The sequence below is a fragment of the Flavobacterium sp. LHD-80 genome (assembly GCF_030929605.1).
GTDB lineage: Bacteria > Bacteroidota > Bacteroidia > Flavobacteriales > Flavobacteriaceae > Flavobacterium.
In genome coordinates this window covers 79,087-92,442 of sequence record NZ_JAVFVS010000009.1, presented here as the reverse complement: position 1 = coordinate 92,442, position 13,356 = coordinate 79,087, and the positions used below count along the sequence as shown (strand labels likewise).

The window sequence follows — 13,356 nt, the reverse complement described above, 5'->3', positions numbered from 1 at the left end:
AACAAATTGGGTGTGATGATCCTAAATAGTTGCACCCAATTTTTTACACATTTTATTTTCTCATTCTTACTAATTAGAAACAAATTTTATTAATCAAAAAATCTAAACAATGAGAAATTTTAAGTTACAAAAGAAGTTTTTTTTAGCAGTAATGCTGACATTCCTATCTGTTTTAATGTACGGACAAGGTGCTATTCCTTTTACAATTAGTAATAATTCAACTTTCGCCGATAGCGATTTGTATGTTGCGATTGTAGGGATCGATTATACAACCGGAAACCATGTTTGGGTAAATGCCAAAACAAGCCAGGTTTTACCAATGAGTGCTTCTTACAATACGGTTACAGGTCCAACTTATGGAGGAAATACCGGACCGGGACAAAACTCAAAGTATGCAACGTGTTTTACAAAGCTGAGCGAAATTCCGAATAAAACTTTTACACTGCCTTTAATTGCAGGTTGTAGAGTTTTTATTTCTAAAGGTTCGCAGTTGTATTTTTACTTTTTTGGTGCAAACGGCGCTCCGTCCGGATATGCTTCGCCAAATCCGCAGAATGCTACAGATCCTAATCAGGGAATTTTATATGAAATGATCGAATTGACTAACAATCAATATGGTTTCTTCGGAAATCCAACACGCGTAGATTCCTATAAATATCCAATGGGATTAGAATTATTTGGTGCAAACGGTTACCAAAAAAGAGTTGGAGATTTAAAAAAACATGCTGATATCGTTGCTGCTTTTAAAGCCAATGTTCCGGCAGAATTTCAAGGTTGTGTAAACGATGCAACAGGCGAAATTACAGCGCCATCTAAAACACCAGCTTATGCACAAGGAGGCCCATACGAAAACTACTTAAAATCGTATATCGATGCGATTTGGAACAAATACAAAAATGAAGATTTAATATTTTATGCCGGAGATGCAGGCGTTTTTAAAGGAAAAGTTATTGGCGAACAGCTTGAAATGGTTGGACAATCTGGAGGATTTGTTGGCCGTACAGGAAGAGTTCAGTACAGACCAAGTACTCAGGAAGCTCTTGAAGGAAAAGGTGTTTTAGACAGAAGATTGGTCGATGGAGATTTAGATCTTGTGATTCAGGCACAATTAACGGCGGCAATTAACCGACATGTTGTAAATGTTACAACAACAAATCCTGGACAGCAAAACTGGTATGATGCATCAAAATATTATCAGGTAAACCCAACAAATCATTATTCTAAATTCTGGCATTTACCGGGAATTAATGTTGATAATCTGGCTTATGGTTTTGCTTATGATGATGTTGCAGATCAGTCGCCATCTTTACATTCGCCGCAACCAACAAAAGTCATTGCTACTTTTGGAGGTTATTACGGACTTACTACGCCTTCGGTTCCAGCTTCGACAGATGTTATTACGGTTTATAAAGATTGCAACTACACAGGTTTCTCAGGTGGATTAACTATTGGAGATTATAATCTGGCTCGTTTAAATTCTTTAGGAGTTTTAAATGATGATATTTCTTCATTAAAAATTACTCAAGGTTATCAGGCGATTTTATACCAAGATGATAATTTTACAGGAACTTCAACCGTAATTAATTCTGATAATTCTTGTTTAAACACAACATGGAATGACAAAGTAAGTTCTATCAGAGTTATTGCAAACGGAACTACGACTTTAGGAAATCAGACTTTCTTTTTACAAAACAGAAACAGCGGTTTATACATGGATGTTTGGAATTCAAGTATGGCAAATGCTGCGGGAATCAATCAAGGTGCATTGAATTCTGGTAATAACCAAAAATTTGTATTTACGCATTTAGGTGATGGATTATATAAAATCATTGCTAATCATAGCGGACAATCTTTAGATATCAACAATTTCAATAAAGCAAACGGAGCACGTTTAGAGCAATATCCATATAATGCAACTACAAATCAACAGTTTGTATTGGTTTCAACTGGAGATGGATATTACAAAATCGTTGCAAGACACAGCGGAAGAATTGTAGAAGTTGCCGGAGCAAGCACAGCTTCTGGAGCTATTATTCAGCAATGGGATAACAACAACCAAACTTGCGGACAATGGAAACTGATTCCTGCTACAAGTTCTCAAACTTCAGTTTTAATTCAGGCAGAAGATTATTCAGCAATGAATGGCATTCAGGTTGAAACTACTACAGATACTGGTGGAGGATCAAACGTAGGTTACACAGAAACTGGCGATTGGTTAGCATATAACAACATCAATTTCCCAACAACAGGTTCTTATTTAATGGAATACCGAGTGGCAAGTGCTGTTACCGGCGGAAAATTATCTTCTGATTTAAATGCAGGCGCAATTCAGTTAGGAAATGTTGATATTCCAAACACAGGCGGTTGGCAAAACTGGCAGACAGTTTCTCAAACAGTAAATGTAAATGCGGGAACCTATAATTTCGGAATCTACATTCAAAATACCGGAATGAACATCAACTGGATAAGAATTACAAAAACAGGTTCAACAGCAAAAACTGCTTTAGCGAAAGCTCCAGAAGAAGAAGCTCCAGTAGAAACAGTTTTAAATGTTTACCCTAGCCCGGTTGAAAATACACTTTATGTAACTACAGATCTTTCTGGCGGAAGTGTAAAAATTGTCGATTCACAAACGGGATCTACTGTTGCTTCTCAAAAAATCAGTAATAACAGTTTTGATGTTTCGCATTTGAGACAAGGAATCTATTTTATTGTTTTTGAAAAAGATGGCAAACAAACGATCAAACGTTTCATAAAAAAATAATTTTAGATTTCAAATTTTAGAGTTTAGATTAAAATTGAGCAAATAACTTCATGTAAATCTGCAATTTCAGGCTTTAGGTTTTAGATAATAATTTGGTAGTGTTAGTTCTACGAAATTAGATCGCATAGACAGTCAAATCTAAAATTTAAAGTCTGAAATCTATCCCGAGGCTTCGGGACAAAAAAAATACAACTCAAATAACCGTCCCTTATTTACGAGTTTATTAATCTATTAAAACAATTATTATGAAAAACAATTACCAAAGAATGCTGCAGAAATGCGTGATTATTTTAGCGTTGGGCGTTTTTAACTTAGCGACAGCTCAACAAAAAAAAGTGATAGCCTACATTCCAAATTGGATAGACTTAAATGCTTTTTCAAGTACAATTCAGTACAGTAAATTAACGCATATTAATATTGCGTTTGAAAATCCTGATGCCAACGGATATTTAACTTTTAATTCTGGAAGCAATGCTATCATCAATGCTGCACATGCACAAAACATTAAAGTTTTTGTTTCACTTGGAGGAGGTTCTGTTTCAGAAGGAGGCGCCATTCGCGACAATTATTTTAATCTCATTACACCCGCAAACCGAACGGCTTTTATTCAAAAACTCTACGATTATGTTGTGGCTCACAACTTTGATGGAATTGATGTAGATTTAGAAGGTCCGGCAATCAATGGCGATTATGGCGGGTTTGTTATTGCCTTGGCAAATAAGTTGCATGCCAATGGTAAACTGATCTCAGCAGCGCTTTCAGAAGGATATGGTGGTGCAAATGTACCTTCATCTACTTTTGCTGCTTACGACTGGATCAATATCATGGCTTATGATGCAACAGGACCTTGGGCACCAAACAATCCTGGTCAGCATTCTCCATACAGTATGGCTGTAAATCAATTTAATTACTGGACAGGAAGAGGTTTACCTGCAAGCAAAGCCATTATTGGATTGCCTTTTTACGGATACGGTTTTGGAGCATCAGCAAATCAGGGAATTTCTTATGCTAATATCGTAGCGCAATATCCGGGAGCAGAAAATCAGGATCAGGTTGGAAATACGATTTATTATAACGGAATTCCAACAATCAAAGCAAAAACAACTTTTGCGATTCAAAACGCAGGAGGCGTTATGATTTGGGAATTATCTCAGGATGCAACAGGTTCTAAATCATTACTAACTGCAATTAATCAAGTTATTACCGGAAGTAATCCTCCGGGAACAGGAACTTTAATTCAGGCTGAAAGTTACAATACTATGAGCGGTGTTCAAACAGAAGCTACTACCGATACTGGCGGCGGATTAAATGTTGGATATTGTGACACAGGAGACTGGATGGCATATTACAATATTAATTTCCCAACTTCTGGAAATTATGTTATTGAATATAGAGTTGCAAGTGCTGTTAATGGAGCAAGGATTTCATCTGATTTAAATGCAGGAACAATTCAGTTAGGAGCTGTTAATGTACCAAATACTGGAGGCTGGCAAAACTGGCAAACGGTTTCTCAAACCGTAAATGTAAATGCAGGAACGTATAATTTCGGAATTTATATTCAAGCTTCAGGAGCCAATATTAATTGGTTCAGAATTACTAAATCGGCTTCAGGTTTAGCTGCAAAATCAGCTGCTCCCGCAGAAACTCCCGCAGATATTGCAAGCGTTACGATTTATCCAAACCCAACACAAGAAACACTTTTCTTTAGTTCTGAGGTTTCTGGAGCAAATGTAAGTGTTATCAATTCTGAAGGTGGCGCAACAGTTTCTTCTCAAACTGTAAACAACAACAGTATCGATGTTTCTAGTTTAAAAAGTGGAATTTACCTGATTTCATTGGAAAAAGATGGAATAAAAACAGTAAGACGTTTTATTAAAAAGTAATTCTAATCCATTCGCCATAATGGTTTTAGATACATTACATTTTTTGGTTTTAATGTGGTGGAAGGCTGTCAGATATGACAGCCTTTTTTTATAATGAAAATTTAACCGCAAAGGACGCAAAGGACGCAAGTTTTTTTTTGCCACAGATTAAAAGGATTTTTAAAATCTGTGCAAATGCTTATAATTTGTGGCATTGTTTTTTTAACTTAGCGAACCTTGCGTCAACCTTTGCGTCCTTTGCGGTTAAACCACTAAAATTATTATTCGGTAACAATAAATTAAAGATAATAAGGCTTTTAATGCTTAAAATTGTGCATCATTTTAAACTCCCTAAAATCTGAATTTTAGCATGAATTTTAAATTCTTTACTCAATATAAAACCTGCTTGGCAGTTCTGGTTTTTATTTTCTTCAATTATACCATTTCGGCACAAAAAACTAAGAATCTTGATGGTGTTCAAGTCGCTTTTTTATCTGATGTTCATTTGCAGGATTTATTCGGAACATTCTCAGACAACGATTTTAAAGGAATTCTGAATACCAAAACCGGAAAATATGCGTTAATAAGAACGATGGCCTCGCAGTTGCACTCGACGAGAATTTTCAATGAAAATTATTTTGCCTTCATCGCCGCTCTTGAAGATATTGCAAAAAGAAAGATAAAATACGTTGCGCTTCCGGGTGATTACACGGATGACGGTCAGCCAATTCACGTGAAAGGATTACAGAAAATTTTAGATCAATACCAAAAGAAATACAGAATTGAATTTTTTATAACCACTGGAAATCACGATCCGGTTGGACCATTTGCTCAGGAATCGGGTAAAGAAGATTTTTTAGGAAAAGAAGGAAAAAGCCAACCCATTTTTAGCAAAGAAGGCATGTATAAGCCAAACATGAATATCGAACAGCCAGTTGTCATAACAGCCGATATTGCTAAAATGGGTTATTTTGGCATCACAGAAGATCTTAAAAATTTCGGTTTTTATCCAAATAAAAAATACAAGTTTTGGTCAACTCCTTTCGCCAATTACACTTCTCAGAATTACGATTTCAAAAAAGCTGTTGAAGCTTCAAAATTAACAAATAGAGTTTATAATGTTGCACCTGGGTTCGAAGTTCCAGATGTAAGTTATGTCGTTGAACCAATTGACGGACTTTGGTTAATGGCAATTGACGGGAATGTTTATATTCCGAAGAAAACAGATGGTGATCCTAAAGATCCTAAAAATTATTCTGAAGCTAGTACGGGTTATAATAACGTACTTTCAAACAAAAAGCATCTTATAAAATGGGTTCAGGATATTTCGGCGGAAGCCAAACTACGAGGCAAAACGTTAGTTGCTTTCAGTCATTTTCCGATGATTGATTTTAATGATGACGCTTCCGCGGAAATTAAAGAATTGTTAGGCCCGAATAAATGGCAATTGAACCGAGTTCCTGTTGAAGAAGTTGCGCAGGTTTTTGCTGATGCCGGTTTGAAAATTCATTTTGGCGGTCATATGCACATCAATGATACGGGAATGCGAACGACTGCAAAAGGCAATACTTTGGTTAATATTCAAACGCCATCACTTGCAGCTTATATTCCGGCTTATAAATTATTGACGATCAAAAAAGATAATCTGGTCGATATTCAAACGATCACAATTGATAATGTTCCGAGATTTGATGAACTTTTTGATTTGTATAAAATGGAATATCAGTTTTTGGAAAGTCAGAATACGAAGGATATTTGGAATAAAGCTATTTTAGAAACCAAAAATTATCACGATTTTACAGATTTACATTTAAAAGAATTAGTGCGTCTTCGCTTTTTAAAAGACGATTGGCCTGCTGATTTTGCCTCTTTTATTTTGAATGTTTCGGCTCAAGATTTATTGGTTTTGGCAAATATCCAATCAGATAAAGATTTTGATTTTATTCTGAAAAATAAATCAGAGTTTCAGAAAGAATGGAGTGAAGCTGAAACAAAATCGGAACAAATTTTAGCTCAAAATAATCTCAAAAAAGAAGATTTTAATTGGAGAGGAAATGATCTTTTAATTGATTTTTACCGTTTTAGAAGCGCCGATGAATTGGCTCTTGCCGATGTTGGTTTGGAAAGAGCAAAACAATATAAAGTTTTATCGAAATTGTTTTTAGAAAATGCTGCCACTTCAAATGAAACTCTTTTGAAAAAACAGATGAAATTGTTTTTGACTATCTTCAATAAATTTATGCATGAAGTTCCTGCAGATCATTTTACAGTTGATTTGAAAACGGGCGAGCTTAACCGCAAGGAGCGCTAAGATTTACGCAAAGCACGCTAAGTTTTTTTAATCTCGCAAAGACGCAGAGTCGCAAAGTTTTTATAATCTTTGCGACTCTGCGTCTTTGCGAGCAAATTTAAGTAGCAAAGTTCGCAAAGCTTATCCATTTAGCTTTGCGAACTTCGCGTTTATGTGCGCAATCTTTGAAAAAAAACCTTGCGTTCTTTGCGGTTAAAAATTTAAGGTGCAGTTACCGGATCAACTCTCACATAAGTTCCATCATCATATTTAATTTGATAAGGAGAAGTAAAGAAAGTACTCGGTAAATAATAATCGGTTGAGATGATTTGCGCTCCTGATTTTTTTGCTGCTTCAAAATGCGAATAATCATTTGCTCTGGCTTCTTTCGTATCAGAATCGGCGCGAGTTCTTATTAAATAGCCTTTTTTAACCAAATCAGTAATTGATGCATCTTCAGAATTATTTCTAAATAGCCACGCTGCTTCTGGTTTTCCAGGTTCAGCATTTATAAAAACGGCGCGCCCTTTTAAAGACGGATGATTTAATGCGTACAAATCTCTTTTTGCGCCGTTATTATCCAGAAGAAACAAGAATTTTCCTCTTGCTTTTTTCAGCGTTGGCCAGTTATTGTTTAAAACAGCTTCTTCAAGTGTTTTGTATTTTCCGCGCACCATGTCGGGTGTAATTAGTTTATTTCCTAATCCTTTACGAAGCTCTTTGTCTAAAGCATCAAAAAGTTCAGGTGTAAATTTCTCTGCTTTTGTCCCCAAGAAACTGTCATCGTCTTTTGGTTCTAAAGTGATAAAAACCGGAATATGATCAGGATTTGCGTCAGACCATTTTTTTAGTTCAGCAAGACAACCTTGAAGTGTGTAGCAAGAAGTTCTAAAATCGATATCAATCATATGAAAAACTTTAAAACCCGGTTTTTTCATTTCTCCGTTTGGGTCGTAAGCTTCTTGTGATTTTGCAATGTCAAGACCTTTTGGGTGTATAAATTTTCCACCTTGAGTATCGCCTTGAACATCAATTTCTAAATTGCGCAAACCTTTATTTAATTGATCTGTAAGGCTGATGTGCGTGTATTGAAGTCCTTTTAACGAACGCGTAGTATCTTTTGCCTGAATCGTATTGTATAAATCAGTTTCAATGGCGTGACGGTAACTGTTGTGTGAACCGATAACTTGTATTTGGTTGATTTTTAAATTGTCATCTTGCGCATGGCTCAATTGAAAAGTTCCAGCAAATAATAATGTAAACAAAATTTGTTTCATGATTTTGAATGAAATTAGGATTATTGAATTAAGGAGACGCAGCAAAAGAGAAATTGCTTTTTTAGAGGTTACTAAAGTAAACTTGGTAGTTCGTTTTTATGTTAGCTAAAGTAAAAGAAATCGCAAAACAAATGTCATTTTTAGTCGAAAATAGTAGTATTAATAAAACAAGTGTATTCGAAATTTAATTTAAAGATAACTTTCAAACAAAAAGTATTGGTGTCGTATTTCATTATTTTACATCACCAAATACTACCAGAAATCACCATGAAGAACCCTGAAATTTTTGAACAAACGTATACTCAATACTGGAAAAAGCTTAATGCTTTTTCGTATACGATGACTCAGGATAAAGACTTGGCTCAGAACATAGTTCAAGATGTTTTTATCGATTTATGGGAACGAAAAGACGATTTGAACATCAATGCAATTGAACCGTATTTATTTCGCGCGGTAAAAAATCAGGTTTTTAAACATTATCAAAATAATCGGTTTGACAAGACGATTTTGGAAGATCAGTTTGAAGATTACATTATTGACAATTTTGCGTCGATTGATCCAGAATTAATGGATTTGCTTTATTCCTTATTGGATAAACTTCCAGAGAAAAGAAAAGAAGTTTTATTAATGTATAAATTTCAAGATATGTCGATCGATCAGATTGCAGATGAACTTGGAATTTCGAAACAAACGGTGAAAAACCAAATTTCATCGGCAATAAAACAATTGCGCGAAGGCTTGAAAGACTTGGCTTGGCTGGCGCCTTTTATCATTTTTTACAAAAACTTTTAAGATAACTTTCTGTTGATGTTTTCATAATATTTCTGGATAGTACGATTTCAAGATTCTGGTACTTATAGGTAACAATAAGTATTATGATAAAAAGAATCAAGCATAGTTTAGAACATCTTATCGATAAAAGTTCGAGAAATAAAACTTCAATTGCAGAAGAAAATCTGCTAAATGATTTCGCTTTTACGCAGTATCAAAAATCAAAATGGGATGAACTTTCGATGGGAAATTCTGAAGAAGTTTCTCAAGATATATATGACAATATTCAACTTCACATAGGAAAAAAGAAAACCTTTACTCCTTACTTAAAATATATAGCAGCTGCCAGTATTCTTTTTCTTGCCGGTTTAGGCTTTTTGTTTAAACCAGAAATTGCTGTCGACAAGCAATTATCGTTTAAAACGTCATCGATTCCCAAATCTATCCAATTAAGTGACGGCTCGAAGATTTATCTGGCAGCAAACTCATTATTTCAATATCCTGAAAAATTTGAAGGAGATGAAAGAAAAGTAACTCTTCTAAAAGGAAATGCATTTTTTGAAATTGCCAAAGACAAAAAACATCCTTTTATAATCACGTCTCGAGAAATTAAAACTAGAGTAGTAGGAACATCATTTCACATTCAGTTGTCAAAATCAAAATGTGAAGTGATTGTGGTAACCGGAAAAGTGAATGTGAGCTCGAAAGGGCAGAGTGTGGATTTGGTTCCAAATGACGAAGCTTTATTCGAATCAAATAAACTAACGAAACAATTGGCAGACAAATCGCTTTTAGTGAATTGGTATACAACCGATGTGACTTTAAACGAAACTACTCTTAAACAGGTAATTACCATTTTACAATATAAATATGGAGTTTCATTTCAATATGATAATGAGCACGTATTAGCAACGCCGTTAACGGTATTCATCAAGAAAGACGCAACATTAGAGAATGTTTTAGAGCAAATTAATTATATCACAAACCTAAAATTCAAAGTTTATGGCGAAATAGTAAAAGTGGATTAAAACAAAAAAGCAGTTGCTGAGAACAACTGCCTTTGAATAAATTAAGTATCGTAAAAAAACCAATAACTTAAATCATGTATTTTAAAAATTCTTATTTAAACCTAAAGAATATTTTCTTTTTAGTTCTGGCTTTACTGACCTTTCAGACCGGTTTTAGTAAAACAGTTTTAGTAAAAAAATCAAAAATAGAAAATAAAATAGAAAAAGCAACTCTTGTTTCTATTTTTTCAAAATTAAGTCAGCAAACTGATTATAAATTCAGCTACGGACAAGCTGTAATTGCTGATAACACAACTTATACAGTAAATTTTGCTGGCGAAACCGTTTCGGCCATTTTGAATGATCTTTCAAAAAAAGCAAATTTTAATTACAACATTAACGGAAAATTAGTTCTGATTCAGAAAACAGCTTCGCCAAAAGTGGCAACAAACATTGCTGTAGACAGAGTTAAAGTAAAAGGAAAAGTAATTGACGAAAACAAATTGCCTATTCCAGGTGCAACAATTACTGAAACAAGTTCATCAAACAGTGCAGTTTCGAATTTTGATGGTGAATTTGAAATTACTGTTGGAGAAGGAAAAACAATTGAAGTAGCGTATTTAGGATATAAAACTAAAGTTGTTGCTGTACAAAAAGGTTTTATGACGATTCAATTGGAACCAAATACTGCTGAATTAAGCGAAGTTTTAGTTGTAGGTTACGGAAAACAGTCTAAAAAAGATGTTACTGGAGCTGTTACACAACTTGAAGCAGCAAGTTTTAAGCAAGGTGTAAATATTTCTGTAGACAATTTAATGCAAGGGAAAATTGCCGGAGTTCGTGTAGTAAATACAAGCGGTGAGCCGGGAGCGGGAGTAAACGTTACGATTAGAGGAGTTGGATCGATCAGAAGTGGAAGTACGCCTTTGTTCGTTGTTGATGGTGTGCCTTTGTCAAATGATGATGTTAGTCCGTCTGGAAGTAATGTTGGTTTCGGAAATTCATCGGCTAAAAATCCATTGAACTTCTTGAATACAAGTGATATCGAATCGATTACCGTTTTGAAAGATGCTTCGGCAGCAGCAATTTATGGTGCGAGAGGATCAAACGGAGTGGTTTTGGTTACAACTAAAAAAGGTTCAAAAGGCGAAGGAACTTTAACTTTTGATTCGTACACGGGAGTTTCGACTGTCGCTAATAAATTAGACGTTTTAAGCGCAGATCAATATAGAAAAGCAATTAAAGATCCAGCTTTTGACCACGGCGGAAATACAGATTGGCAAGATGTAATTTATAGAACTGCAATTACTACAAATAACTCACTAGCCTTTTCTAAACAAACAGAAACTGGAAATTACTATGCTTCTGTGGCACAAATGAATCAAGAAGGTGTAATTAGAACAAGTAATTTCAAACGTATGTCGGGGAGAATTAATGCAGCTGAATCGTTTTTGGATAACAAACGTTTGAAAGTAAAAATGAATCTTACGGCGAGTGAAACGAAAGACGATGGCGTTCCTACAAGTGATGATGGAGGTTCGAACGGACAGCTTATCGTTCATACTTTAATGGCAAACCCTACAAGACCGGTTTTTGATTCAAAAGGAAATTACACCAACTTCAACATGAATGCGCATTACAATCCAGCTTATTTATTAAGCATTTATGATGACGTAACGCGCACGTTGAGAGTTTTAGGAAATTTAGAAGCGTCGTTAAGAATTGTTGACGGATTGGAATATAAACTGAACATTGGTTTTGATCGTTCAGCAGCTGAAAGAAATACGACTATTTTTCCAAACTTAACCGATTTGAATCCGAAAGGGAAATATGTTCAGAATAATTTAGATTCAAGAAATTCATTGATTGAGCATTACTTGACGTATAACTTGAATTTGGATAAACATAAAATTGAAGCTTTAGGCGGATTTTCATATCAAAAATTTGAAAGATCTGGAACTGCTTTCAGCGTTGACGGAATCTCAAATCAAGGAGTTGGTGTACCGCCAGCAATTAATCCTGGTTTTGCAGGAACACAATCTGGAGTTTCTGGATATGCGCAGGAAAATGAGCTTCAGTCTTATTTTGGAAGAGTAAATTATACTTTCAACAACAAATATCTTTTGACAGCTTCGATGAGAGCCGATGGTTCGACTCGTTTTGGAGAAAACAACAAATACGGTTATTTTCCGTCAGCTGCTTTAGGATGGAATATTTCTAAAGAACAATTCTTAGAAGATGTAACTGCAGTTGACAACTTAAAATTAAGAGCGAGCTGGGGACAAACAGGAAATCAAGAAGTTGAGAACAAAATTACACAGGCAAGTTATTCACTTTCTGGTGCTGATGGATACTATTTATACAATGATTTAAACTTGGTAAACGGAGTTTCAGTGAACAGAACCCCAAATCCTGATTTAAAATGGGAAGTTGTGACGCAATACAATTTAGGTTTAGATTTTAATTTGTGGAAAGATAAATTGTACGGAACTTTTGATTATTTCAACAAAACTACAACGGATGCAATTTTGAATGTTCCATCTCAAGCTTTAAGTCCAACAACTACAATTTGGACCAATATTGACGGAAAAATTATCAATAAAGGTTTTGAATTTATGTTAGGTTCAAAATTGATTGACCATAAAGATTTCTCTTGGAACATTGATATGAACGGTGCGACTTTGAATAATAAAATTGAAGATTTGCCAGTTTCAGAAATTTTAACGGGAACTATTTCAGGACCTGGACAATCTGGAGTTAATGCAAATATCTACAAAAGCGGTTATGCAGCGGGATCTTTCTATTTATTGCAACACATTGGTTTTGATGCAAATGGAGGTAATATTTTTAAAGATCAAAACGGAGATGGTAAAATTGATAATAGCGACAGAATTATTATCGAAGGCGCTTTGCCAACTTTTTACTACGGATTTAATAGTGATATGAGATACAAAAACTTTACGTTTTCATTCTCTATTATCGGGCAAACAGGTGGTTATTTGTTGAATAACACAGGATTAAATGCATTAAACATTAACAACTTGGCTTCTGACCGAAATGTAGCAACAGGTTATTATGAGTCGGGAGCAAACCCAACAAATTCACCAATTTTATCGACACTTTTCTTAGAAAAATCTGATTTTATCCGATTGAATACTGCGCGTGTAGGTTACAATTTTGATCTAAAAGGAATCAACTGGATCAACGGATTGACATTGTATGTAACAGGACAAAACTTAATTACAATTACAAATTATTCAGGTTACGATCCATTAATCAATAGTCCAAAATCAAACGGAGGAAACCAGTCAATAGGTATTGATTATGCGGCTTACCCAACTTCTAGAACGTTCAGTTTTGGAGCAACTTTAAAACTATAATTTAT

The 13,356-nt window shown here is 34.8% G+C and carries 7 protein-coding genes; 6 read left to right on the top strand and 1 reads right to left on the bottom strand.

The annotated features are described in order from the left end of the window. The first annotated feature begins 109 nt into the window (after positions 1–109). From RB619_RS13310 to RB619_RS13300, 3 genes are all read left to right on the top strand, one after another. The gene (locus RB619_RS13310; RefSeq protein ID WP_308098161.1) at positions 110–2,764 is read left to right on the top strand and encodes a beta-1,3-glucanase family protein; all 2,655 of its coding nucleotides are present in this window, start codon (positions 110–112) and stop codon (positions 2,762–2,764) included. Positions 2,765–3,009: 245 nt separating this feature from the next. After that, positions 3,010–4,647: a glycosyl hydrolase family 18 protein gene (locus RB619_RS13305; RefSeq protein ID WP_308098159.1), complete on the top strand. Its 1,638-nt coding sequence runs from the start codon at positions 3,010–3,012 to the stop codon at positions 4,645–4,647. A 349-nt stretch (positions 4,648–4,996) separates the two neighbouring features. Beyond that, positions 4,997–6,937, top strand: coding sequence for a metallophosphoesterase (locus RB619_RS13300; protein ID WP_308098158.1), 1,941 nt, complete (start codon positions 4,997–4,999; stop codon positions 6,935–6,937). Positions 6,938–7,137: 200 nt separating this feature from the next. Here the strand turns inward: RB619_RS13300 and RB619_RS13295 are convergent, their stop codons facing one another. Continuing rightward, positions 7,138–8,193 (bottom strand): phosphatidylinositol-specific phospholipase C1-like protein, encoded by a 1,056-nt coding sequence (locus tag RB619_RS13295; RefSeq protein WP_308098156.1) that lies wholly within the window; start codon positions 8,191–8,193, stop codon positions 7,138–7,140. A gap of 267 nt (positions 8,194–8,460) precedes the next feature. Between RB619_RS13295 and RB619_RS13290 the strand changes: the two genes are divergently transcribed. The 3 genes from RB619_RS13290 to RB619_RS13280 all read left to right on the top strand — a co-directional run bounded on the left by RB619_RS13290 (position 8,461) and on the right by RB619_RS13280 (position 13,351). Further along, the gene (locus tag RB619_RS13290) at positions 8,461–8,985 is read left to right on the top strand and encodes an RNA polymerase sigma-70 factor (RefSeq protein WP_308098154.1); all 525 of its coding nucleotides are present in this window, start codon (positions 8,461–8,463) and stop codon (positions 8,983–8,985) included. A gap of 83 nt (positions 8,986–9,068) precedes the next feature. Then, entirely contained in the window at positions 9,069–9,992 is a 924-nt protein-coding gene (locus tag RB619_RS13285) for a FecR family protein (protein WP_308098153.1), read from the top strand. Between the two features lie 74 nt (positions 9,993–10,066). Beyond that, entirely contained in the window at positions 10,067–13,351 is a 3,285-nt protein-coding gene (locus RB619_RS13280; RefSeq protein ID WP_308098151.1) for a TonB-dependent receptor, read from the top strand. The last annotated feature ends 5 nt before the right edge of the window (positions 13,352–13,356 follow it).